Raw genomic sequence first — 22,743 nt, 5'->3', positions numbered from 1 at the left:
CGGGCTTGGAATCGGAGCAGGAAGAACAGGGCGTCAACAGCCCATCGCTGGAAGAAACCGTGGGCGCGGCCATCCGCGAGCAGCGCCAGAAGCACGGCCTGACCATCGCCCAGGTGGCCGAGCAGGCCGACATCAGCCGCGGCATGCTCTCCAAGATCGAGAACGGGCAGACCAGCGCTGGCATGGACACGCTGGCCCGCATCGCGCGGGCCCTGGGGGTGTCGATGTCGATGCTGTTCAGCAAGTACGACGCCACCACCACCTCGGCCCAGCACATCAAGCACGGCGCCGGCATGGAAGTGGTGCGCCGGGGCACCAAAAGCGGGCACACCTACCAACTGCTGGCCTATGACCAGGGCCCGGTCAAACACTTCGAGCCGTTTTTGATCACCATCGAGGACGACAGCGAGCGCTACCCCAGCTTCGAACACCCGGGCACCGAGTTCATCTACATGCTGGAGGGCCGCATCGAGTACCGCGTGGGCCAGGAGACCTATGTGCTGGAGCCCGGCGATGCGCTGAACTTCCAGGGCGAGGTGCCGCACGGGCCCGAGCGGCTGCTGGCCTGCCCGATCAGGTTTCTGTCGGTGATCGTGTATCCGCAGGTGGCGGGGTAAAACATGCCCGCCCGCCGCTCATTCATAGATCTACACAAGTCCATCAACAGCATTTATCTATGAATAATTGCGATGGGCCGGCAAATCTGCCGCCGCAAAGCATCCATAGATTTGCTTTTCATGGCGGAGTTGATAACATCTATGAATGCCCCGCCAGAACACCAAGCCTGCGGACTACCCGCAAGCGGTCCTCCAGCAGATTGAATTGCTCGCGCAAAACATCGTGATTGCGCGCAAGCGCCGTCGCGAGACCCAGGCGCAGTGGGCCCGCAAGCTGGGCGTGTCGCAGCCCACCATGGCGCGCATCGAGCGAGGTGATCCGTCCGTGGCCATGGCGTCTTATGTGATGTGCATGTGGCTGATCAACCAGAACGCCAACCTGGCCGGCCTGATCGCCCCCTTGAACGACCACACCGCGCTGGAGCGCGAGGTCAAGCGCGTGCAGGGGCGCGCCGCGGTGGTCACGCCCGCAGCCACCAGCGCCGAACCCTCGCCCCCGGCGTTTGCGCCGGCCGACCACACCCGGGTGGCCGCGGGCCTGGCCGCGCTCATGGGCCAACCGGAGCCCCCCCCATGAGCGCACTGGGGGTGGACCCCCGCACGTACGCGCCGCAAGACCAGCTCTACCTGTGGGCGCTGATCAACCCCGCCGCGCCCACCCTGGTGGGCGAGATCCAGCTGTCGGCCCTGGTCCACGACTGCGCCACCTTCACCTACGCGCCCGGCTGGTGGCACTTCCCTTTGAGCGAGAACCTGCCCCTGATCGCAGGCCAGACCTTCAGCGCCGGGCAACGCCACAGCGCACCGGGCGCCCTGGACGACGCCCGCCCCGATCGCTGGGGCGAGCGCATCATCCAGCACGTGGACCGGCCCAAGCGCCTGTCGGTGCTGGAGATGCTGCTGCTGGCCGGCGATGACCGCTTTGGCGCGCTGGGCGTGTCCATCTCAAGTGATCGCTACGTGCCCCGCACGCTGGGCCCGTACCCACGCCTGGCCGATGTGCAGGCACTCAGCCACGCCGTGGAGGCGCTGCAAGCCCAGGCCCCGATCACGCCCGACATCGAGCGCCTGCTCAAGCCCGGCGTGACCCTGGGCGGCGCACGCCCCAAGGCCCTGCTGCACACCGACCAGGGCCCCTGCGTGATCAAGTTCAGTGAGCTTGACGACCCGGTCGACACACCGTTGATCGAGCACGCCACCATGACCCTGGCCGCGCAGGCGGGCATCCGGGCGGCAACGACGGATGTGCTGCCCTTGCCCTCACGCCATGGCAAGGCGCGCCACGCCTTGACCATCCAGCGCTTTGATCGCCTGGGGGCCTACCGGGTGCATTGCATTTCGGCCAGAACGGCCCTGCTGGCGGCGCAACTGCCCGAGAGCTATGGCGCCCTGGCCTCGGTGTTGCTGCGCCTGGGCCACCCGGACCGGCAGCACGCCATGCGCGAAGAGTTGTTCAAGCGCATGGTGTTCAACATCCTGATGGACAACACCGACGACCATGAGCGCAACCACTGCCTGCGCCTGACCCTGGACGGCTACCATGACCTGGCGCCGGCCTTTGACGTGGTGCCCAGCCTGCTGAGCATGGGCTATCAGGCCATGGTGGTGGGCACCCAAGGTGCGGCCTCGACGCTGGACAATGCACTGACCCAGTTGCCCGAGTTCGGCATCGCGCGGCCCCGGGCGCTGGCCTTGATCAGCGAGGTGGTGCGCGTGGTGAACGGTTGGCAGCGGCATTTCAAGGCGCTGGGCGTGGGCACCGCCGACATGGACGCGCTGAGCGCCTGCATTGACCGCCCCCACCTGCTGGCGCAACGCCAGGCCTATGCCTGAGGCTGCACCGTGGTCACCAACAAGCGCGCATCGCTTGAGGCAGGCCTCAAGACCACGCCGACCTCGCCAGGCGGCAGCCACAGGCCATCGCCCACCCGCAAAGGCGCTTGACCGGCCCCCGCCAACTCAAAGCACCCCGCCAGCACCCACACCAGGCCGATGCCCTCGCCGGGCGCCGTCCAGTCCTGGTCGGCCACGCAGCGCACCTGCGCCTGCGCCGCGCCGCGTCGCACCATCACGTTCCAGAGCATCGCCTCGTGTTCAGGCCGCGCATTGCTGAGCGCCCACTCGCCCGCGAACCGGGCTTCGTCGCCCGGTTGGTTCAAACACCAACGCTGATCGGGCCCTTGCAAGACCACGGGCCCACCGTGCACCAGCACGGCCGTGCGGTCCATGCCCTCAAAGCACGAAAACGGGGCCGCCTCGGTGATCTCGGCCAGGCTCACGCGCCACAGCAGGCCCTGGTGGGCGTCGGCCGCCTGCGCCACCGGCCGCGTCCAGCCCAGGCCGTTGGCCCAGCGCTCACGCGGCAGGGTGTGCAGGTGCAGGCGGGTGAGGCCTCGGTTCAAGACACCGCCCCCAGGCCGTACTTGCCCGTGAGCAACTGGCCGGTGCTGAAGCGCTCCAGCGCGTAGGGCGACAGCGACACCTCGGTGGGCAGGCCCAGCGCGCACTGCGCCAGCACCAGGCCCACGGCCGGCGAGAGCTTGAAGCCGTGGCCCGAGAAGCCATAGCCCACGATCAGGCCCTGCAGGCCGGGCACGCGGCCCAACACGGGGTTCCAGTCCGGCGTCACGTCGTACACGCCCGTCCATTGCGAGGCCAGGCCCGCGGCCTCATAGGCCGGGAAGCGCTCGGCCACCTGCGCGCCCACCTCCACCACGTAGTCCATGGAGATGTCGCCCTGCTCGTTGTCCGGCATGGGCAGGGTCTCGCCCACGGTGCCCTCGCTCACCAGCATCTGGTTGCCGCCATAGCTGCGGCAGTACAGCATGCCGGGCGAGCCCAGGTCTTTGAACACCGGCATCTGGAAGGTGTAGGGGTGGCCCGCGCATTCCAGCGCCAGCACGGTGTGCCGCTCGGGCACCACGGGCGTGGGGATGCCCGTCCAGCGTTCGATGTCGGTGGCCCAGATGTTCTGGGTGCTGATGACGGTGTCGCTGCGGAAGCTGCCTTGCGTGGTCTCCACACCGCACACCCGGCCGTTGTCGGTGATCAGGCGCTCCACGCTCACGCCCTCCATGATCTTCACGCCCAGGCGCCGAGCGGCCCGGGCAAAGCTGGTGGCCACCAGGTAGGCGTCGGCAAAGCCGGCCTCGGGCTCGTAGCCGATCAGGGCTGCGTCGTCGAAGGTGGCGATCGGCAGGCGCTCACGCGCTGCAGCTTGGCTGATGAACTGCACCTCGATGCCCTTGTCGATCTGGCCTTGCAGGGCGGCTTTGAGCGGCGACAGCTTGGGGCCATCCGGCGCACAGATCATGTAGCCGCACTTGACCAGGCCGCTGGCGGCGTCCTCGTCGCCCAGGTACTCCGTGAAGTTCGTGAACACCGACCATGAGCGGCGCGCCAGCTCGACGTTCTCGATCACCGAATAGTGGGTGCGCAAGATGCCGCTGGACTGCGTACTCGTGCCCGCCCCGATCTGCAGGCGCTCCAGCACCAGCACCTTCTTGGCGCCCAGGCGGGCCAGGTGATAGGCGACGGACGAGCCGATCACGCCGGCACCGATCACGATCGCGTCAAAGTGGTCCATGGGAGGCCTTTCAAGCACAGGGGTTGTCAATGAGGCTCAGCCTAGGGCCCGGCGGGTACGCGCCTTGCAAGTGAAGCCATTTGAATGTTTTGATGCGAGATTGCTTAATTTGAAGCGCCGCTTCAGCAAACCCTTCAGGATGACCCCATGGCCGCCAGCAAAGCCCCTGCCACCGTTCGCCGCGCGCTCGACATGCCCGATCTGCGGGCGCTCGAAACCTTCGTGGCCGTGTGCGATGCCAGCTCGATGGTGCTGGCCGCGGAGCGCCTGGGCCTGAGCCAGAGCGCCGTGAGCCAGGCCATCAAATCGCTGGAAGACGACCTGGGCCTGCAGTTGATGGACCGCGAGGTGCGCCCCGCGCGCCCCACCCACGCCGGCCGCGTGTTGCACGAAGCCGCGGCCCGGCTGCTCTCGCAGGCGCGGGCCGCCATGGACCACGTGCGCGCCACCGCCCGTCAAGAGCTGGCCCAGATCCGCCTGGGCTGTGTGGACTCGTTCGCCGCCACGGTGGGGCCCTCGCTGATCCGCGCCATGGCGGGCAAGGCGCGCGAGTTCCAGATGTGGTCGGGCCTGACGCCCACGCTCACCGAACAGATGCTCGGCCGCGAGCTGGACATGGTCATCTGCACCGAAACCAGCGTGCACGACCCCCGCATCGCCCAGCGCCTGCTGTTTTCAGAGTCGTGGGTGGCGGTCTACCCCAAAGACCACCTGCTGCCCGGCCCGGCCACCCTGCAAGGCCTGAACGCCAGCGCCAGCCACCTGCCCCTGATCCGCTACAGCCAGCGTTCGGTCACGGGCCAGCAGATCGACCGCTACCTGCGCCACGTGGGCGTGCAGGCCCCGCGCAGCTGCGAGTTCGACGCCACCGACCCGCTGCTCAGCCTCGTGGCCTCGGGCCTGGGCTGGGCGCTCAGCACACCGCTCTGCCTGTGGCAGTCCCGCCATCACCTGGATGCGGTGCAGGTGGTGCCGCTGCCGCCCGCCCGCCTGGGCCAGCGGCATTTCTTTTTGCTCTCGCGCGAGGGCGAGTGGTCGGGCCTGGACGACGAGGTGGCCCGCGTCACGCGCGAGGTCATCCGCCGCGACACCGCCCCCGCCATCCACCAGCGCCTGCCCGCCTTGCCGCGCGAGGTCATTTCCTGCCCTGAGGACATCACGTCATGAGCATCAACACGAGCACCGACACCAGCCCCCCCACCTTCGACTTCACCCCCGGCACCCTGCCCCTGCTGATCTCCATCCCCCACCTGGGCACCGAGATCCCGCCCGAGCTGCAGGCGGGCCTGGCCGAGGTGGCCGCCCTCAAGCAAGACACCGACTGGCACCTCGACCAGCTCTACGGCTTTGCCATCGCCATGGGTGCCTCGGTACTCAAGGCCCGCGTGTCGCGCTACGTGATCGACCTCAACCGCCCGCCCGACGGGCAAAGCCTCTACCCTGGCCAGACCACCACCGGCCTGTGCCCGGTGGACACCTTTCGCGGTGAGCCGCTGTACCGCCCGAACGCCCAGCCTGACGCGGCCGAAACTGCCCGCCGCCTGGCCACCTACTGGCAGCCGTACCACCAGCAACTGCAGGCTGAGCTGACGCGCCTGAAGGCCGCGCACGGCACCGTGCTGCTGTGGGACGCGCACTCGATCGCCAGCGTGTTGCCGCGCCTGTTCGAGGGCCAGCTGCCCGATCTGAACTTCGGCACCGCCGACGGCCGCAGCTGCCACGCCGACGTGATCGACGCCGTGCTGGCCGTGGCACGCACCAGCCCCTACAGCCTGGTGCACAACGGCCGCTTCAAGGGCGGCTACATCACCCGCCACTATGGGCAGCCGGATCAGGGCGTGCAGGCCATCCAGCTGGAGATGAGCCAGCACCTGTACATGAACGAGCAGCCGCCGTTTGACTATCTGCCCGAACGTGCCGCCACCGTGCAGCCCTGGCTGAAGGCCATGCTGAGCGCCGCCCTGGCCCCGCTCCGTGAGACTCCCTAGTTGACACCGTCTACAAATCATCGGAAGATGTTGACACTGTCAACCATCGGGGCCCGTCGGCCCTGCGCTCCGGAGCGCTTCCATGCCCCCCAACACCGACTTCCAGCACCGCCACGGCCCCTGGGCCCTGGTGATCGCGCTGGCCCTGGCCGGCTGCGCCCAGCCCGAACGCCCTGACGAAGCCGCCCGGTGGCTGGGGCAGGCCCGCTTCGAGCAAGCACCACCGGCTTCGGCGCCCGCCACCAACCCGGCGTCAGAACGCTGGTGGCTGCACGTGGGCGGCGAGCCGCTGGACCACCTGGTGACGCTGGGCCTGCAGCGCAACCTGGACGTGGGCGTGGCCTGGACCCGCGTGCTGGAGGCACGCGCAGGCGCCGTGGCCCAGGGCTCGGCCCAATGGCCCACGCTGAGCCTGGAGGGCGCCGGCGTGAACAGGCGCTCTGGCCTGCCGGAGCCCGTCAAGCAGGGGCGCCCGGACACGCGCGCCTGGCAAGCCAGCCTGAACCTGGGCTGGGAGCTGGACCTGTTCGGGCGCAACCGCATGGCCACGCAAGCCGCACAACAAGACGTGCTGCGCAGCGAAGCGGGCGTGGCCGGCGCCCGCCTGATGCTGATCGGTGACATCTGCAGCCAGTACCTGCTGCACCAAGGCGCCCTGCAGCGCCTGCGCACCATGGCGCAGTTGATCGACCACCAAAGCGCCATCGTGCGGGCCGTGGCGCACCGCGTCCGCGAAGGCGAAGCCACGGCCATCGACCTGGCCACGGCCCAGGCCCGCCTGGATGAACTGCAGGCGCAACGCGAGCCCCTGCACACCCTGCGGGTGCTCACCCGTGCGCGGCTGCTGACGCTGACCGCCGCCAGCCCCACCGAGCTGGACCCCTGGCTGAACGCCCCCGGCCCCCAGGCGCAGCGCCACACCCCGCCGGATTTGATGCCCCCCGGCCAGCCGCCCGAGTTGCTTGCCCGGCGCCCCGACCTGATCGCCGCACGCGCCGCCTGGCTGGCCGAGCAGGCCCGCCTGGCCGTGGCCCGCACCGACTTGCTGCCCCGCTTCTTCATCAGCCTGGTCACGGGTCGGCAAGACCTGCGACTCAATGGCATGGACCTGTCGCCCGTCAGCTTCCATGAATCGGCCCTGGCCTTCGCCATGCCCTTGTTCACGGCCGGGCGGGTGCAAGCGGGCATCGACATGCAGGATGCCGCCTTGCAGCGCGCCGCCCTGCAGTACGAGCAGGCCGCGCGGCAAGCCCTGGAAGACGTCGAATCAGCCCTGGCCGATGCCCGACAGTCGCGCGCCCAGGCCGAGCACCTGGCCCGCGCCCTGGCCGCGCGTGAACAGGCCGCCGCGCGGGGCGACCGCCTGCTGGCCGAAGGGCAGATCGGCCAGATCGACCGCCTGGCGCTGGCCCAGGCCCAGCGGGCCGCTGAACTTCAACACACCGACGCGCTGGAGCGCGCCTGGCTGGCCCGCGTGCGCCTGCACAGCGCGCTGGGTGGCGGCTGGCAAAGCGCGCCTCAGCACCAGATTGAAACCCAAATGGAAGCCCGCTCCACGGAGACTCAACCATGAAACCCACCTCGACCATGTGGGCCCGCGCGCCCTGGCTGCTGCCCCTGGCCACCCTGTCCCTGCTCAGCGCCTGCCAACCCAAGGCCCCCCCGGCCGAGGTCAAGCCCGTGGTGTGGGTCAGCACCGCACAAGCCGCCGCCGGCCGGGCGCCGCGCGTGTTCTCGGCGGTGTTGCAGCCCCGCGTGGAAAGCCCGGTGGGTTTCAGGGTGGGCGGCCGCATCACCCTGCGCCTGGTGGAGACCGGCCAGCGCGTGAAAGCAGGCCAGACCCTGGCCCAGCTCAGCACCGACGACCTGCTCACCGGCCTGCAATCGGCCCGCCAGCAGGTGCTGGGCGCCGAGGCCGAGCTGAGCCAGCTGCAGGCCGATGCCGCGCGGCTGGAGCGCCTGAGCGCCGACGGCTCGGCCCCCGCCGCCGAGCTGGAGCGCCAACGCACCCGGGTGCGGGCCGCCCAGGCCCGGCTGGACGCCGCGAGGCAGGGCGCGCAATTGGCCGACAACCGCGTGAACCACGCCACCCTCAAGGCGCCCTTCGAAGGGGTGATCGTGCAGGTGATGGCCGACGCCGGGCAGGTGCTGGACGAAGGTCAGCCCATGTTCCTGATCGCCCGCAGCGGCGAGATCGAAGCCGAAATCGACCTGCCCGAAGACCTGGTGCCGCTGGTAACCAGCACGGCCGCAGAACTGCACGTGCCCGGCCAGCCCGAGCTGAAGCCCCTGCCCCTGAGCGTGCGCGAAGTGGCACCCAAAGGCATGGGCCCGGGACGGCAGGTGCGCGTGCGTTATGCGCTCAAGACCGGCGTGCAGCCCGCCGCCGCCCTGCGCTGGGGCCAGACGGCCGAGGTGCACTGGCCGGCAGCAGACACCCGCGGCGTCAGCGTGCCGGCCGGGGCCCTGGTCAAACGCGAAGGCGCGCCCCAGGTGTGGGTGGTGAGCGGCCAGGGTGACGACCAGCGCCTGCAAGCGCAGCCCGTGAGCGTGCAACGCTACAGCGGCGATGCCGTCATCATCGACGGCCTGAGCCCGGGCATGAAGGTGGTATCGGCCGGGGCTCAAAAACTGGTGGCGGGCACGGCCGTCATCCCCCGCGAACGCACGCACACCCACCTGGCGCTGCCCACCTCGTCCGACAGAGGGCAGCCATGAACCGCTCTTTCAACCTGTCTGAATGGGCCGTCACCCACCCGGCCATGGTGCTGTTTCTGATCATCGCCACGCTGGTCAGCGGGCTGTGGGCGTTCACGCACCTGGGCCAGTCGGAAGACCCGCAGTTCAACGTGCCCTCCATGACGGTGGTGGTGGCCTGGCCGGGCGCCACCACCCGAGAGGTGCACGACCACGTCATCAACCCCATCGAGCAGGCCCTGCAGGACATCGGCGGCGTGGACAACATCCGCAGCTTCTCGCGCCAGGGCTATGGCGGCCTGACGATGTGGATGAAGGGCCGAAAGTCCAAGGCCGAGCTGGAAGCCATCTGGTACCAGGCCCGCAAGAAGGTGGGCGACATCCGGCACCAGCTGCCACCCGACATCCGCGGGCCCTTCTTCAACGACGAGTACACCGATGTGTACACCACGCTGTACGCCGTGCAGTCGCCCGACCTGGGCATGGCCGAGCTGCAAGAGGTGGCCGAGCAGATCAAACGGCGCCTGCAAACCGTGCCCGACGTGGCCAAGGTGAACGTGCTGGGCAAGCGCAAGGCCCAGGTGGTGGTGAGCTTTTCCAGCCAGAAGCTGGCGGCGCAGGGCGTGGCACCCCAGCTGCTGATGCAGGCCCTGGCCCGCCAGAACCAGGTCACGCCATCCGGCTTTGTCGAGACCGCCGAAGACCAGGTGCATGTGCTGGTGTCGGGTGGCTTCAGGTCGCTGGACGACATCAGCGATGTGCGGCTGAACGTGGGCGGCCGCGTGCTGCGCGTGGGCGATGTGGCCACGGTTGAGCCGGTGCATGAAGACCCACCGGGCTTCACCGTGCGCCACCAGGGCGAACCGGCCCTGGCCATTGGCGTGACCATGATGAAGCAGGCCAACATCCAGGCCCTGGGCGAGGCGCTGGAGCGCACCATGACCGAGGTGCGCCGCACGCTGCCGGCCGGCATCAGCGTCACCCGCTATGCCGACCAGCCCAGCGTGGTGAAGGACTCGGTGTGGGAGTTCGAACGCGCCTTCCTGGAGGCGCTGGCCATCGTGCTGGCCGTGTGCTTCTTCTTTCTGGGCTGGCGCACGGGCATCGTGGTGGCCGCGTCCATCCCGCTGGTGCTGGGGCTGGTGGCCGTGGTCATGTACGCCATGGACTGGAGCCTGGACCGCATCTCGTTGGGCGCGCTCATCATCGCCCTGGGCCTGCTGGTGGACGACGCCATCATCGCAGTGGAGATGATGGTGGTGAAGATGGAGCAGGGCTGGGACCGCATCCGCGCGGCCACCTATGCCTACACATCCACGGCCTTTCCCATGCTGACGGGCACGCTGGTGACGGTGGCGGGCTTCACCCCGGTGGGTTTTGCCAAGTCGGTGGCGGGCGAGTACGCCGGTGGCATCTTCTGGATCGTTGGCCTGGCGCTGATGGTGTCGTGGCTGGTGGCCGTGGTCTTCACGCCCTACCTGGGTGTGAAGCTTTTACCCGCCACGCTGTCGGCCGGCCACCATGATCCTTACGACCGGCCCATCTACAGCCGACTACGCCGCTGGGTGAACCTGGCCGTGCAGCACCGCTGGTGGGTGATCGGCGGCACCGGCGTGGTGTTTGTGCTGGCCGTGGCCGGCATGGGCCTGGTGCAGCAGCAGTTCTTCCCCACGGCCTCGCGGCCCGAGCTGCTGGTGGAGCTGCGCCTGCGCGAAGGCGCCTCGTACAGCGCCACCGAGGCCGAGGTGAAGAAGCTGGAGCAGGTCCTGAAGAAGGACACGGACATCCGCTTCTTCACCGCCTACACGGGCGCGGGCTCGCCACGCTTTTACCTGTCGCTGGCGCCCGAGCTGCCCAACCCCGGCTATGCGCAGTTCGTCATCATGACGAAAGACCTGGCGGCCCGCGAAGCCGTGCGCGCCCGGCTGATGGCCCTGTTTGAGGCCAACGAGCAGTTCCCCACGCTGCGCGGACGCGTGGCACGGCTGGAGTTTGGCCCGCCGGTGGGCTTTCCGGTGCAGTTCCGGGTGGTGGGGCCCGACATCGACCAGGTGCGGCGCATTGCCGAGCAGGTGCGCGGGGTGGTGGCCCAAAGCACGCTGGTGCGCGATGTGCAGCTGGACTGGGGCGAACAGGTGCGCGTGCAGCGCCTGGTGGTGGACCAGCACAAGGTGGCGCAACTGGGCCTGTCCAGCACCGACGTGGCCCAGGTGGTGCAAACCATGCTGCAAGGCGCCCCTGTGACGCAGATGCGGCGCGGCGAAGAACTGGTCGATGTGGTGGTGCGCGCCCACGACGACGAGCGCCTGACCCTGGACCGCCTGGCCGACATCCAGCTCATCAGCCCGCAAGGTGGCTCGGTGAGCCTGGCGCAGATCGCCCGTGTGGAGCCCGGCTTTGACGAGCCCGCCATGCAGCGCTACAACCGCGAAACCACCATCACCGTGCGGGCCGACCTGGCCGATGGCGTGCAAGGGCCTTATGCGTCGGCACAGATCCGCCCCAGCCTGCAAGACATCGTCGATGCCCTGCCGCTGGGTTACCGCATCGACACCGGTGGCGCCGTGGAAGAAAGCGACAAGGCCAACCGGGCACTGTTTGCCATCTTCCCGATCATGTTCCTGGCCATGCTGTTCTTCCTGATGGTGCAACTGCACAGCTTCTCGAAGATGTGGCTGGTGTTCATGACCGCGCCGCTGGGCATCATCGGGGTGGTGCCCGCGCTGCTGGCCTTCCAGGTGCCCTTCGGCTTTGTGGCCCTGCTGGGCGTCATCGCCCTGGGCGGCATGATCATGCGCAACTCCGTGATCCTGGTGGACCAGATCGATCAGGACATCCTGGGCGGTGCCCCCGCCTGGACGGCCATCGTCGAGGCCACGGTGCGGCGCTCTCGGCCCGTGGTGCTCACGGCCGCCGCCGCCGTGCTGGCCATGATCCCCCTGAGCCGCAGCGTGTTCTGGGGCCCCATGGCCATCGCGATCATGGGCGGCCTGGTGGTGGCCACCGCCCTGACCCTCGTCTTCGTGCCCGCGCTGTATGCCGCGTGGTTCAAGGTTCGTCCCGCCTCACAGAACAAGGAAACCGCATGAATCGTCACACACCATGGGCAGCCGGCTGGCGTGCCGCGCTGGTCATCGGCCTGAGCGGGGGGCTCGGCGCCTTCTCGTCCGGCCTGCACGCCCAGACCGGCGGCAACCAACCGCTGATCTGCGTGTGGGACATCCTGGGCAAGTCGGGCGACGTCTACAACCTGCTGCAAGACCAGAGCCTGCACATGGCCCGGCTGAACATGCACTTCGAGATGCGCGCCTACACCGACGAACGCATCGCGGTGGAAGACTACCGCTCGGGCCAATGCGCAGGGCTGGTGGTCACGGGCTTTCGGGCGCGCGGCTTCAACGCCTTCACCGGCTCGATCGACAGCATGGGCTCGGCCCTGGTGCTGCGCAGCGGACAGATCGACATGAAGGGCAGCTACGAGGTGGTGCGCCGTGCCATCGCGGCCCTGAGCAGCCCGCAAGCCGCCAAGCTGGTGCGAGAAGGCCCCCATGAAATCGGAGGTTTGCTGCCCGTGGGCGCGGCCTACCCCATGCTGCGTGACCGCAGCGCCGTGCGGCTGGACCAGCTGGCCGGCAAGCGCATCGGCGTGTTCGACCAGGACCGTCCGCAGGCCCTGCTCATTCAGCAACTGGGCGCCCAGGCCGTGTCGGTGGACATCGCCAACGTGGGCAGCAAGTTCAACAACGGCCTGGTCGATGTCATCCACCTGCCCGCCATCACCTACAAGCCCTTCGAGCTGGCCAAGGGCATGGGCACGCAGGGCGCCGTGGTGCGGGTGCCGGCCATGTTCCCCACCGTGCAGCTGGTGTTCTACACCCAGCGCCTGCCCCAGGGCTTTGGCGAGGCCTCGCGCCAGTTCTGGCTGTCGCAGTTCGACCGGCAGATGCAGACCATCCAGCGCTCTGAAGCCGGTATCCCCGCGCGCGTGTGGCAAGAGCTCAGCCCCGAGGTGCTGCCCACCTACGTGGAAGCGCTGCGCCAGGGCCGCATCGCCGGAGCCCAGCAGGGTCTGTACAGCAAACGAACGCTCAACACCCTCAAAAAAGTGCGCTGCTCGGTGGCGCCTGAAAACGCCGAATGCGCCTTGGGCACCGAGGTGGAGTGACGCGCCCGCTCAGGGCTTGAGCATGCCCCGCACGCGCTCCATGATGTAGGTGGGCACCTGCTCGCGCACACCGTCGGCCAGGTCCAGGTGCACCATCGCACTGGACTGCAGGATGCTGGACAGGCCGTGCATGGCCGACCAGATCAGCATGGCGTCCTGGTCCACCTGCCGCTGCGCCTCAGGGCCCCTGCCGTGGATGCCACGCAGGTCATCGCGCAGGATGTTGAAGGCGTGCAGCGCATCGCGCACCAGGCCCACCTCTTCGGCGGGCTCGGGCCAGGGCGTGTTGAACATCAGCCGGTACTCCAGCGGGCGCTCCAGCGCGAACTGCAGGTAGCGCGTGCCCAGGCAGTTGAGGTCTTGCTCGGGCGCGTCTTGTGTCTCGCGGTCGTCCAGAAAGCGGGCGAAATCCTGAAAACACTCGCGGATGACCTCGGCCAGCAGGTGATCACGCGACGGAAAGTGCCGGTAGGGCGCCTGGTGCGACACCCCCAGGCGGCGCGCCACCTCGCGCAGGCTGAGCTGCTCCAGCCCACGCTCGGCGATGGTTTCGCGCGCAGCGCGCAGGCACGCGGCTTTCAGCCCGGTGTCGGCCTCAGGTTTGTGGTCCATGCCCCTGATTATCGGCCCATGCAGCCCCTTGCCCACGCCTGAATGACCCTGTGTCGCCCGGCCGTGTAGGACAGCGCTGATGCGCACAGCCGTTGCCCGCTGACACCACGGCCGCCGCGTGCGGGCCACCATCAAGGCATCGACACCGAGGACCCGATCATGGACACCATCACCCCCACCATGCGGCACCTGTTTCAACAACTGGGCCTGCCCGACACCCCAACGGACATCGCCCGGTTCATCCACGATCACCGGCCGCTGCCAGAGGATGTGCGGGTCAGCGAGGCGCCCTTCTGGACACCTGCGCAAGCCATGTTCATCAAAGACAAGCTGCAGAGCGATGACCACTGGGCCGTGGTGGTGGATGAACTCAACACCCGCTTGCGGGCCCCATGAACCCGCTGTCCTTGTCCCCGTCCTCGACTCAAACCACCCTCAACCCTGGAGCACCCCATGAACAAGATCATCCGCCTGAGCGCTGCCGCCATCGTCGTGATGTCGATGGCCGCCTGTTCGCAAATGACCCAACGTGACAAGAACACCGCCGCCGGTGCGGCCATCGGCGCTGGCGTGGGTGCCATCCTGACCGGTGGCAGCGGCGTGGGCACCGCGGGTGGCGCCGCCGTGGGTGGCGTGATCGGCAATCAGGTGGGCAACAAGTAAGGCTGGCCACGCCGGCGCCACGCCACCACCCCCAGGCCGGCCAGCAACAAGGCCAGGGCCTGGGGCTCAGGCACCGCCGTGACCACCGCCCCCGGCGTGGTGAACTCGATGGCGTAAGACCAGCTCACGTCCGTGCTGCCCACGTAAAAATCGCGCTTGTTATAGATGCGGTAATCGCCCGCCAGGAAGGTGTTGCTGAAGCTCCAGCTCACTGGCGGCGCGCCATCCAGACCGCTGTTGTAGGTGATGAACGGATCCCAGGCACCGAACAATCCGCGGTAGACCTCCCAGCCCGAGCCCGTCCATCGCTCCACATCGATGATCTGCTGCGAGCCCGACCAGCCGCTGGCGGTGAAGGCTGCGTCTTCGCTGATGGAGAAGTACAGCGTTTGCCGATTGTTGTGGGTGCCACCGGCGTCAAAGTCAAAACAGCCGCCCACGTTGCAGCCCTTGCCGCCACCCGCGACGTTGATGCGTCCCTGGGCGGCCAGCACCGAGCCGCTGGCGCTGTAGCTTTGCACATGGGCCCACGCAGCGCCGATCAGGTTGGTGGAGTCAAACGGCCCTGTGGACATGGCCTGGTCGCTGCCGCCCAGCGTCAGGGTGGCCGGGGTCAAGCCGCTGAAGCTCTGGCTGTCGCCCGGCAGGCTGACCGGTGGGGCGGTGCCCGTGCCGCCAGGCCCGAAGTTGGTGGAGCCCATGAAGGCATCTCGCCCGGTGAGCGTGATGACGGGCGCGGCTTGCGCCAGTGTGGCGAACGACCAGATCACCAAAGACAATGCCACTGACTTCATGCGCCTGCTCCCCACGCCTGTTCCCTTGGGTGGGCACCCAGGCTATCTGGGTACGGCCTCGCCGGCAAGGCCTTCGCGGCCGGCCTCCCTAACCATAGGGGGGCACATCGTCCATGCCACCTCAGCCATTAGAAGGGTCTCCATCTTTGAGCTCTGAAAACTTCTGCGCCATCGTGGGGTTGCCCCGCGTCAGCTTCTTGATCGTCACATCCTGGGCCTTGTCATTCGCAAGGCGCAGATTGCGGTCAGCGCCCAACAATGCGTCCTTGGTCTTTTGAAGGTGATCGATGGACTTGTCGATTTCGGCGATGGCCGTCTCGAAGCGCCTGGAGGCCAGGTCGTAGTTCTTGGCGAACGCGGCCTTGAAGGAGTCCAGCTCGTTTTCGAAGTTCGTGATGTCGATGTTCTGCGCTTTCACCAACGCCAACTCCGATTTGTACTGGAGCGAATTCATGGCCGCGTTGCGAAGCAGCGTGATGATGGGAATGAAGAACTGCGGCCGCACCACGTACATCTTGGGATACCGATGAGACACATCGACGATCCCTGAGTTGTAGAGCTCGCTGTCGGGCTCCAGCAAGGACACCAGGACGGCGTACTCGCACCCCTTTTCCGTTCGGTCCTTGTCCAGCTCTTTCAGGAAGTCTTCGTTGCGGCCCTTCGTGGCGGTGCGGTCGCTCTCGTTCTTCATCTCGAACATGATCGAGACGATCTCTGTGCCCGCCTCGTCCTTGTCCCTGAAGATGTAGTCACCCTTGCTGCCGGTGCGCGCGTCGTTGTCCTTCTCGAAATAGGCCCGAGGAAAGGCCGTCGCCCGGATGCGGTTGAACTCGGTCTCGCAATGCTGCTCCAGCGTCTCGCCCACCATCTTGGTGGACAGCCGGGCCTTCATGTCGCGCAGGCGCTCGATCGCGTCGTCACGGTCCTTGATCTGCGTCTCGTACTTGTCCTTCAGCGCCTTCTCGGCCAGCTGCTTTTCAAGCTCCGCCCGTTCAAGACCGCTCTTGAGCGCATCGCGCTCCTTCTCTACGGCGTTCACCGCCTCGGTGATGGCCAGCTTTTGCGAGACCGCGATGGCGTCAAGCTGAGCCTTCAGGCCCTGGATCTCTGCGTCTTTGCTGGCCGCCGTCTTTTGCAATTCGGCTTCGAGCCTGGCCTTCAGTTGCTGAATCTCGACTTCTTTGGCTGAAGCCTGCTGTCGCAACTCGCCAGTGACCTTGACCACCGCCAGCTCGACGGCGTTTCGTTTCTCCTGCTCGGCCAGGTGCAGGCGTTCATGCAATTGCTGCTCAAAGTCCTTGTCGCGCACCTGCTTCAGGATGTCCGCGTAACCCGCCTCGTCAACCTTGAACGCCTTGTGGCAGTGCGGGCAAATGATCTCGTGCATGTCAAAAAACTCCTCCTTGTGTCACTCTGGATGATGGCCGAAGCCGCCTGAACAGAGACCCCCATCAGAAACAAAAACGCCCGGTCATGCCGGGCGCGTTTGATTCAACGAACCGATTTCACGTTGTCGGGTGACACCAAAAGTGAAAAGCAGGCCCTTGTCAGCAGCCGACTTTTTCAACTTGTCTGTCGCAGCAGGCGAAGCCGATGCCATCAATAGTGAAAAGATCGGGCGCTTGCAACACATAAAGTGAAAAGCGCGAGCCGACGCATCTCTTCGCACTCAAGTTGGGGCTGTGTGCCCACCCGTCAATCCCAAGAATGGGGAACGGCAAAAAGGGCTTTCTGCTACTGTCGCCTGGGCCTGACTGTCCTGCATGCTTGACATCACAGCTACGCGCACTTCAGCCCGTTCACTCATAGCCCACTCAAATAACGAAAACGACGTTCGTCCTGTTACGTTCCGGGTGAGGTGCTCGCGGAGCCGTCTCTGTCCGACGTGGCAGGCCTTGCTGCGACCATCTTGGGCGTTGCAAGCAGTACGTAGATCCAGCAGGCGCGGGTGGCCTGCATCTGATCGATGCGCGAGCGATCACTTCTTCCGGATCGCACGGGCTTTGCTTGGTTGTTCAGGGTAATACACGCCTAGGTACTCAAGGACTTCGACATCCTTACCCTCAGCGTTCTTGACAAACACCGGCGAGCCCTTGTCTCGCATCGCAAGCAAGTACACCGCTGTTCTGACTGAGTCCCTGACACGCAAAGAGTCGGTGATGTTAGGAGTCCGGCTTTTAAGATGTTCGAAGATTATTGCGTCATCGCCTGTAACACGAAGGTTTAAGTGTAGAGGCTCTGGACTGCTCTGCCTCTTTGAGAGGGAGTCCGGGTCAAGCGTCTCTATCTCGTGAGGTGCCTCTGTTGGAGGCGTGTGGGCTTTTGATGTTCCCATGAATGCCTATGGCTTCGCTGGTTTAACTAAGTCAGCATTTTAGTCGTAGTTGCACATTGAGCAAGAATCTTTTGTACTACGCTGATGTATCAATCTAATGCGCGTGTGACATTGACACGCATGCATAGAAGGGGCATTCTGTCTGCCCTATTTGTAATAAGCAGGGTTTAGCGCGTGGCGGGTACTTCTGGTCCTCCCCCGGGTTCATCAGGAAAAGCTGCCGGGAAGTCGAAACGACTAGGCCCGGTGGAAGCTATTGCCCTTGCGTGCTGCTGCGATGGGCGTCAAGCCCCTATGGAGTTCGGAACAGACCACGAGCCTAGTCTGCCTGACCGTACCGCAGCCGTCCTGGCCGTCATCGAGAGTAAGGCCCCCGCGAAGCCTGCCAGCCGTAGCCGAGCCAAGGACGGACGATCTCTGCGCCTCTACAAGACCGCCAAATAGCATGGTCAGCGCCAGGATGTAGGCGATTTCCTACATTGCCCACCGCTTCATTGTATAATTTTTTAGTAATACAAAATGTGTTATCGTACTGTCATCACTCTAGGGTTGTGAGTGCTAACGACGGTGCCTTAGCTGTTCCTCCAACTCAGACCGGAGGGCTTGAGGGGTGGTGCTGACGTCTTCTTTGTGCCCCTCCCTCTCAGACGAGAGGTAGTTTGCTTTCGCAGGAGCTCTCATGGCCGAGATTCACAACGTCAAGTTCTACCCCGTCAGTAACGGGGACACCGTCCAAATCATCCTGGACAACGGCAAGCGCATTCTGTTTGACTTCCACCATTCCAAGGCGTCCGAAGACGGCCTGACCAAGCATGTCAACCTAGTCAAGGAGCTGCGCGAGGAACTCAAGGCGGTCAAGCGCGACTACTTCGATATGGTGGCCTTCACCCATGCTGACGAGGACCACATAAAGGGCAGTACCGACTTCTTCTGGCTCGAACACGCCGCGAAGTACCAGGGCGATGACCGCATCAAAATCAAGGAGCTGTGGGTGCCTGCGGCCATGCTCATCGAACCGGGCACCAATGATGACCAGTTGAAGGAATATCTGCTGTTGCGGCAAGAGGCGCGGCATCGTCTGCTGGAAGGCAAAGGAATCCGTGTCTTCTCCAAACCACCGGAGTTGATGGACTGGCTGGAGCCTGCCTTGCAAAAGCGTGGCGAAGAAGCGTCTGCCCGTGACCATCTTTTCGAAGAGGCAGGAAGTCTGGCGCAAGGCTTCAGTTTGAAGGCCGATGGAGTCGAGTTCTTCACACATTCGCCCTTCATCAAGCACTGCGAAGGCGGCGATATCGTGCGCAACTCCGCATCCCTGGTGTTCAACATCCGCTTCAAGTGTGGCGACAAAACGTTCGACTTCCTCCAGGTGGGCGACTCCTGCTGGCAAGACCTGGAAGAAATCGTCAACATCACCCGCTATCACGGGAACGACGACCGTCTGCGCTGGGACTTGTACAACATCCCCCACCACTGCAGCTACAAGGCCCTGAGCGAGGAGAAGGGTAAGCGGGAAACGGTGCCGGAGCCAAAAATCAAGGAGCTGCTACTTGAGGGCAAAGACCAAGCCTACATCGTGAGCTCAAGCGAGCCTATCCCTGACAAGGAGGAGTCGTATGACCCCAACCTCAAACAACCCCCGCACATTCAGGCCCGCAATGCCTACGAGCGATACCTCAAGGCCGTGGGTGGGCGTCGGTTCCTGGTGACTATGGAGCAGCCCAACCAAGTCAAGCCTCGACCTATGGTGTTCGAGTTCAGCATCGCCGGATTGCAGCTGCAGTCCAGCAGCCAGAGTGCTGCCTCCAGCATCCTCACGGCGGCTGCGCCTCGTGTGGGGTGCTCAGATGATTGAGTACCATGACCTTGTGCAGTTCGACCCCATCAGCGTGGAGGAGCTCCGGCTCCCCATGCTGCTCGAGGTGCTCAAAGCCGCAGGCCTGAACAAGGACGTCGACGTCATCGGTGCTGTCCGGTCCAAAGTGGGGACTGAACGCGAAGGTCTCATCGTTGATGTGCATTGCGACAGTGTGAGCACGCACAACACACTGGGCCTTCGTAGCCCGGAGCGTTTTGCCCTTCTTCACACCGGGCATGCCGGTCACCCGCCCGCGGTCTATGCGATGCGGAAGAACTTTCCGGATGCGATGCATCTCAATCTCGCGCCACCTGGTAGCCCGCGGGCGTTGTGCCTCTACTTCGAGCCAGACGAGGCTGTCATGCGTGGATGGACACCGCAGCGATTCTTCAAACGGATTCAATGGTGGATGCAGGGTAGTGCTGCAGGCACTATCCACGCTGTAGACCAGCCAGTAGAACAGCCGTTCTTTGAGACAGGCTATGAACTGGTGCTGCCCCGCAACTTTGACGCTCTTCGTGCAGACAAGTCTGTGACCCTTGGGGCCTTCAAGGTTGAACCGGCGCGTGCAGATGGCATCTGCACCGTGCGCCTGCTCCAGACAAAGGAGGGCGCCGGCGAGAAATCCGCGGATGTCATTTACATCGATTGCCCAGCCGTCAGGCACGGCACACGGGTCTCCAGCCCTGAGACGTTGGGCCAGCTCGCCGAGGAATTGTCCACCCGCGGTGTGGACCTGGGCGACATCCTTCGTAAGGAACTCGCTTCGCTGCTGACTGGCAGGACTGAAAAGTTTTCGTTGGAAGGCAGGAGCGTTATCGTGCTGCTGAACATCCCCGTTCAACGTGAAGAAGGAGGCCGGGAAGAGGTCATACAGAGGCTGGCATTTTTCGCGCAGGAGACGCGTCAGGCACTGGGATTGGCCTTGGGTACCTACATGAACCTGAAGGGTACCGTGTCCGTGCAGCTCCTCATCGGTGGTGTTCAGCCTGAGGAGAGGGGTTGGCGAGACATCAAGGTCGCTGCCGCTCAGGTTCTATTTATGCCGGACGAGAAGGCGCTTCGGCGCTTCTCCGCCGTCAAGGATGAAGGTCCGGTCGCAGGCGTGGTGGTGGGAGTGGGCTCGCTGGGTAGCGAAATGCTAAGCCTATGGGCCCGATGCGGATGGGGAAAGTGGTCTGTTGTGGACCCGGACCACATCAAGCCCCATAACCTTGCGCGACACCTTGCGTTCAACGAGGACGTGGGCGTAAGCAAGGCTTTGGTGGTGCGACATTTGGTGAACGCGGCCGTTGAGTTGCCCCGAGTGGTGAACGCAGTAGCCGCCAATGCCTGTGACGAAACGCCAGAGATCAAGGAGCTGTTCAAGGCGGCAGACCTCGTGGTCGATTGCTCTACGACCTTGGAGTTTCCGCGGCGAGCAAGCCTCACGGAACATGCTGCTCGTCACGTGTCCGCATTTGTAACCCCTTCCGGCAATGGTTCAGTGCTTCTAGTCGAAGACCGTGCTCGCCGTTTCAGGCTCTCAACATTGGAGGCGCAGTACTACCGAGCCATCATTAACAGTGTTTGGGGTACGACGCATTTGAAAGAGCATGCTGGCAAATACTTCAGTGGTGCTAGCTGTCGCGACATTTCGTACGAGCAGGCGAACTCCACCATCGTGGTGCATGCTGCAAACTTGGCTGAACAGCTACGCCGCCACATTCAGCCAGAGGGCGCCGCAATTCAAATCTGGGAGCGGGACGCCACGACAGGAGCCGTTGCTGCATACGACGTGCCAGTTGAATCCCCATTGCAGTGGGACATAGGTGATTTCACCGTTCATGCCGACGAGGGGCTTGTCCGAAAGCTACGGACGCTGCGAGAGCCGCATCTTCCAGCCGAGACCGGTGGAGTCTTGCTGGGCTATCACGACCTCAAGTTGCGCCAGATTGTCATCGTCGACGTACTTGCTGCGCCCCCGGACAGCAAGGGCACTGCAGCCAATTTTGAGCGTGGAGTACAAGGCTTGCTCGCGCAAGTGCAGGCGATTCAAGAGCGTACGGGGCAGGTTGTCGGATACCTTGGTGAGTGGCACAGCCACCCAGATGGGCACAGCGTAAACCCCAGCACCGATGACAAGCGTCAGTTGGCAGCTCTCGCGATTGCGATGGCCGAGGAAGGCCTGCCGTTTCTGCAAGTCATCGTAGGCAAGACTGACCTGGGCGTCCACCTTGGGGAGGTTCGATGAGCCGCGAGTATGACCGTCCGATTGCCCTGGCACTCTCAGGCGGCGGCATCAGGGCCATGGCGTTTCACTTGGGCGTCCTTAAATGGATGGCCGAGCGGTCATTGCTGGAGAAGGTAGTGCGAATCTCCACAGTCTCAGGTGGAAGCCTGCTGACTGGCCTCATATATCAAAGCAGCAACTTTCAGTGGCCCTCGTCCCGGCACTTCCTCGACGAGACCTTTCCTAAGGTGTCAGAGTTGCTCTGCACGAAAAGCATGCAGCTTGGTGCCCTTCGCATGGCGCTGAGGCCCAGGAACTGGAAGTTCTTGATGTCTCGCGCCAACCTCCTAGCCCGTGAGCTCATCGAAAACTGGGGTATGGATGTGCCGCTGTCCGTCATCCCTAAAAAGCCAGAATGGTCCATCAACGGCACAACGGCTGAGAATGGAAAGCGCTTTCGCTTCAAAGGAACAGAGATTGGAGATTGGGCCCTGGGTTACGCCGAGACTCCCAATTTTCCACTCGGGTGTGCCCTCGCGGTTTCGGCCGCGTTTCCAGTCGGCTTTGGTCCTCTGGCGATTGACCCGAAAGACTTCGAGTGGCGCTACGGCGAATGGGGTACCACGCCCGAAGACCGCAAGCCTGTTGATATCAAGTACCGACGCTTGCACCTGTATGACGGCGGCCTGTACGACAACCTGGGTGCCGAACCGTTCTTTCATCCAGGGACGCAGAAGGCCAAGATTGCCGGTGACTATGTCATCGTTTCCGACGCCGGGGCCCCCCTCGCTGAGGGAATGGATGCGGGCCCCCTAAGCCCCTTTCGCGTCAAGCGGCTCATGGACATCGTGATGGAGCAGTGTAGGGCGCTGAGAGTGAGGGCATTTGCAAACTATCTGCAGCGCTATCCCGAGGCGGGTGCGCTACTCATCATCGGCACCCGCGGACTGAACGAGACCACGGCTGATGCCGCGTTTGCAAAATCCTTCGACACATCGCTCAAGAAGCTCAGTCGGGATGAGTTCGACAGGCTGGCAAATCACGGCTATGCCGTTGCCGGAGCAGTTGCCCGCGACTATGGGCTTTGTTCCGAAGAACGTGCCAGCGGTCCAACCCCAGACCGGCTAGCTGCAGGGTAGGCGGCATTTTCAGAGGCAAGATTAGGCATGGCGAATGCGCCTCGTCGTAATGCCCTCCCAGTGCAGGAAGCTGGCGGTTG

Annotated in this window: 20 protein-coding genes; 14 read left to right on the top strand and 6 right to left on the bottom strand. The window is 64.9% G+C overall.

What is annotated here, in order from left to right; genetic code table 11:
* The first annotated feature begins 5 nt into the window (after positions 1-5).
* The 3 genes from WNB94_RS09070 (at position 6) to WNB94_RS09060 (ending at position 2,450) form a co-directional block, all read left to right on the top strand.
* A complete protein-coding gene (locus WNB94_RS09070) occupies positions 6-617 on the top strand; it encodes a helix-turn-helix domain-containing protein (RefSeq protein WP_341389849.1) in 612 nt (203 codons plus the stop codon).
* A 145-nt stretch (positions 618-762) separates the two neighbouring features.
* Positions 763-1,194: a helix-turn-helix transcriptional regulator gene (locus WNB94_RS09065; protein ID WP_341389847.1), complete on the top strand. Its 432-nt coding sequence runs from the start codon at positions 763-765 to the stop codon at positions 1,192-1,194.
* Positions 1,191-2,450 carry a type II toxin-antitoxin system HipA family toxin gene (locus tag WNB94_RS09060; RefSeq protein WP_341389845.1) on the top strand — a complete coding sequence of 420 codons (1,260 nt, stop codon included), beginning with the start codon at positions 1,191-1,193 and terminating at the stop codon, positions 2,448-2,450. The genes WNB94_RS09065 and WNB94_RS09060 overlap by 4 nt, the downstream gene beginning before the upstream one ends.
* Here the strand turns inward: WNB94_RS09060 and WNB94_RS09055 are convergent.
* A complete protein-coding gene (locus tag WNB94_RS09055; protein WP_341389844.1) occupies positions 2,441-3,019 on the bottom strand; it encodes a HutD/Ves family protein in 579 nt (192 codons plus the stop codon). The two genes, WNB94_RS09060 and WNB94_RS09055, sit on opposite strands and share 10 nt — an antisense overlap.
* Positions 3,016-4,203, bottom strand: coding sequence for an NAD(P)/FAD-dependent oxidoreductase (locus tag WNB94_RS09050; protein WP_341389842.1), 1,188 nt, complete (start codon positions 4,201-4,203; stop codon positions 3,016-3,018). Before WNB94_RS09050 ends, WNB94_RS09055 begins: the two co-directional genes overlap by 4 nt.
* 147 nt (positions 4,204-4,350) lie before the next feature.
* On the opposite strand from WNB94_RS09050, the gene WNB94_RS09045 reads away from it, so the two are divergent.
* The 6 genes from WNB94_RS09045 to WNB94_RS09020 all read left to right on the top strand — a co-directional run bounded on the left by WNB94_RS09045 (position 4,351) and on the right by WNB94_RS09020 (position 13,053).
* Positions 4,351-5,370: a LysR family transcriptional regulator gene (locus WNB94_RS09045; protein ID WP_341389840.1), complete on the top strand. Its 1,020-nt coding sequence runs from the start codon at positions 4,351-4,353 to the stop codon at positions 5,368-5,370.
* Complete coding sequence (hutG, locus tag WNB94_RS09040; RefSeq protein WP_341389838.1) at positions 5,367-6,191, top strand: N-formylglutamate deformylase; 825 nt, start codon at positions 5,367-5,369, stop codon at positions 6,189-6,191. The genes WNB94_RS09045 and hutG overlap by 4 nt, the downstream gene beginning before the upstream one ends.
* A gap of 82 nt (positions 6,192-6,273) precedes the next feature.
* Positions 6,274-7,764: a TolC family protein gene (locus tag WNB94_RS09035; RefSeq protein ID WP_341389837.1), complete on the top strand. Its 1,491-nt coding sequence runs from the start codon at positions 6,274-6,276 to the stop codon at positions 7,762-7,764.
* Positions 7,761-8,909 (top strand): efflux RND transporter periplasmic adaptor subunit, encoded by a 1,149-nt coding sequence (locus WNB94_RS09030; RefSeq protein WP_341389835.1) that lies wholly within the window; start codon positions 7,761-7,763, stop codon positions 8,907-8,909. Before WNB94_RS09035 ends, WNB94_RS09030 begins: the two co-directional genes overlap by 4 nt.
* Entirely contained in the window at positions 8,906-11,977 is a 3,072-nt protein-coding gene (locus WNB94_RS09025) for an efflux RND transporter permease subunit (RefSeq protein WP_341389834.1), read from the top strand. The genes WNB94_RS09030 and WNB94_RS09025 overlap by 4 nt, the downstream gene beginning before the upstream one ends.
* The gene (locus tag WNB94_RS09020) at positions 11,974-13,053 is read left to right on the top strand and encodes a putative solute-binding protein (protein ID WP_341389833.1); all 1,080 of its coding nucleotides are present in this window, start codon (positions 11,974-11,976) and stop codon (positions 13,051-13,053) included. Before WNB94_RS09025 ends, WNB94_RS09020 begins: the two co-directional genes overlap by 4 nt.
* Positions 13,054-13,062: 9 nt before the next feature.
* Here WNB94_RS09020 and WNB94_RS09015 read toward each other — a convergent pair whose 3' ends face one another.
* Positions 13,063-13,665, bottom strand: coding sequence for a TetR/AcrR family transcriptional regulator (locus tag WNB94_RS09015; RefSeq protein WP_341389831.1), 603 nt, complete (start codon positions 13,663-13,665; stop codon positions 13,063-13,065).
* 159 nt (positions 13,666-13,824) lie between these two features.
* Between WNB94_RS09015 and WNB94_RS09010 the strand changes: the two genes are divergently transcribed.
* Positions 13,825-14,061: a DUF2789 domain-containing protein gene (locus WNB94_RS09010; RefSeq protein WP_341389830.1), complete on the top strand. Its 237-nt coding sequence runs from the start codon at positions 13,825-13,827 to the stop codon at positions 14,059-14,061.
* Between the two features lie 99 nt (positions 14,062-14,160).
* On the top strand, positions 14,161-14,328 hold the full coding sequence (locus WNB94_RS09005) for a YMGG-like glycine zipper-containing protein (RefSeq protein WP_445819051.1): 168 nt from the start codon (positions 14,161-14,163) through the stop codon (positions 14,326-14,328).
* Here WNB94_RS09005 and WNB94_RS09000 read toward each other — a convergent pair.
* From WNB94_RS09000 to WNB94_RS08990, 3 genes are all read right to left on the bottom strand, one after another.
* On the bottom strand, positions 14,310-15,122 hold the full coding sequence (locus WNB94_RS09000) for a PEP-CTERM sorting domain-containing protein (RefSeq protein ID WP_341389827.1): 813 nt from the start codon (positions 15,120-15,122) through the stop codon (positions 14,310-14,312). The two genes, WNB94_RS09005 and WNB94_RS09000, sit on opposite strands and share 19 nt — an antisense overlap.
* A gap of 121 nt (positions 15,123-15,243) precedes the next feature.
* Positions 15,244-16,509 (bottom strand): DUF2130 domain-containing protein, encoded by a 1,266-nt coding sequence (locus tag WNB94_RS08995; protein WP_341389826.1) that lies wholly within the window; start codon positions 16,507-16,509, stop codon positions 15,244-15,246.
* A 591-nt stretch (positions 16,510-17,100) separates the two neighbouring features.
* Positions 17,101-17,457: a hypothetical protein gene (locus WNB94_RS08990; RefSeq protein ID WP_341389825.1), complete on the bottom strand. Its 357-nt coding sequence runs from the start codon at positions 17,455-17,457 to the stop codon at positions 17,101-17,103.
* Positions 17,458-18,136: 679 nt separating this feature from the next.
* Here WNB94_RS08990 and mblB point away from each other — a divergent pair.
* From mblB to WNB94_RS08975, 3 genes are read left to right on the top strand one after another with little or no spacing between them, the layout of a single operon-like run.
* Positions 18,137-19,309: an anti-phage 6A-MBL system MBL-fold protein gene (gene mblB / locus WNB94_RS08985; RefSeq protein ID WP_341389823.1), complete on the top strand. Its 1,173-nt coding sequence runs from the start codon at positions 18,137-18,139 to the stop codon at positions 19,307-19,309.
* 55 nt (positions 19,310-19,364) lie between these two features.
* Entirely contained in the window at positions 19,365-21,545 is a 2,181-nt protein-coding gene (gene cap2-3, locus WNB94_RS08980) for an anti-phage 6A-MBL system cap2_3 protein (protein WP_341389821.1), read from the top strand.
* A complete protein-coding gene (locus tag WNB94_RS08975) occupies positions 21,542-22,663 on the top strand; it encodes a patatin-like phospholipase family protein (RefSeq protein WP_341389819.1) in 1,122 nt (373 codons plus the stop codon). Before cap2-3 ends, WNB94_RS08975 begins: the two co-directional genes overlap by 4 nt.
* The last annotated feature ends 80 nt before the right edge of the window (positions 22,664-22,743 follow it).

Origin of the sequence: Aquabacterium sp. A3, assembly GCF_038069945.1 — a bacterium.
GTDB lineage: Bacteria > Pseudomonadota > Gammaproteobacteria > Burkholderiales > Burkholderiaceae_C > Aquabacterium.
This window is presented reverse-complemented; position numbering and strand designations above follow the sequence as displayed.

What these genes read in the sequence shown, in the direction of transcription:
- WNB94_RS09065 (WP_341389847.1), top strand. Translation starts at nt 763, where the DNA reads ATGCCCCGCCAGAACACCAAGCCTGCGGACTACCCGCAAGCGGTCCTC.
- WNB94_RS09060 (WP_341389845.1), top strand. Translation starts at nt 1,191, where the DNA reads ATGAGCGCACTGGGGGTGGACCCCCGCACGTACGCGCCGCAAGACCAG.
- WNB94_RS09050 (WP_341389842.1), bottom strand. Translation starts at nt 4,203, where the DNA reads ATGGACCACTTTGACGCGATCGTGATCGGTGCCGGCGTGATCGGCTCG.
- WNB94_RS09045 (WP_341389840.1), top strand. Translation starts at nt 4,351, where the DNA reads ATGGCCGCCAGCAAAGCCCCTGCCACCGTTCGCCGCGCGCTCGACATG.
- hutG (WP_341389838.1), top strand. Translation starts at nt 5,367, where the DNA reads ATGAGCATCAACACGAGCACCGACACCAGCCCCCCCACCTTCGACTTC.
- WNB94_RS09035 (WP_341389837.1), top strand. Translation starts at nt 6,274, where the DNA reads ATGCCCCCCAACACCGACTTCCAGCACCGCCACGGCCCCTGGGCCCTG.
- WNB94_RS09030 (WP_341389835.1), top strand. Translation starts at nt 7,761, where the DNA reads ATGAAACCCACCTCGACCATGTGGGCCCGCGCGCCCTGGCTGCTGCCC.
- WNB94_RS09025 (WP_341389834.1), top strand. Translation starts at nt 8,906, where the DNA reads ATGAACCGCTCTTTCAACCTGTCTGAATGGGCCGTCACCCACCCGGCC.
- WNB94_RS09020 (WP_341389833.1), top strand. Translation starts at nt 11,974, where the DNA reads ATGAATCGTCACACACCATGGGCAGCCGGCTGGCGTGCCGCGCTGGTC.
- WNB94_RS09015 (WP_341389831.1), bottom strand. Translation starts at nt 13,665, where the DNA reads ATGGACCACAAACCTGAGGCCGACACCGGGCTGAAAGCCGCGTGCCTG.
- WNB94_RS09010 (WP_341389830.1), top strand. Translation starts at nt 13,825, where the DNA reads ATGGACACCATCACCCCCACCATGCGGCACCTGTTTCAACAACTGGGC.
- WNB94_RS09005 (WP_445819051.1), top strand. Translation starts at nt 14,161, where the DNA reads ATGTCGATGGCCGCCTGTTCGCAAATGACCCAACGTGACAAGAACACC.
- WNB94_RS09000 (WP_341389827.1), bottom strand. Translation starts at nt 15,122, where the DNA reads ATGAAGTCAGTGGCATTGTCTTTGGTGATCTGGTCGTTCGCCACACTG.
- WNB94_RS08995 (WP_341389826.1), bottom strand. Translation starts at nt 16,509, where the DNA reads ATGCACGAGATCATTTGCCCGCACTGCCACAAGGCGTTCAAGGTTGAC.
- WNB94_RS08990 (WP_341389825.1), bottom strand. Translation starts at nt 17,457, where the DNA reads ATGGGAACATCAAAAGCCCACACGCCTCCAACAGAGGCACCTCACGAG.
- mblB (WP_341389823.1), top strand. Translation starts at nt 18,137, where the DNA reads ATGGCCGAGATTCACAACGTCAAGTTCTACCCCGTCAGTAACGGGGAC.
- cap2-3 (WP_341389821.1), top strand. Translation starts at nt 19,365, where the DNA reads ATGCTGCTCGAGGTGCTCAAAGCCGCAGGCCTGAACAAGGACGTCGAC.
- WNB94_RS08975 (WP_341389819.1), top strand. Translation starts at nt 21,542, where the DNA reads ATGAGCCGCGAGTATGACCGTCCGATTGCCCTGGCACTCTCAGGCGGC.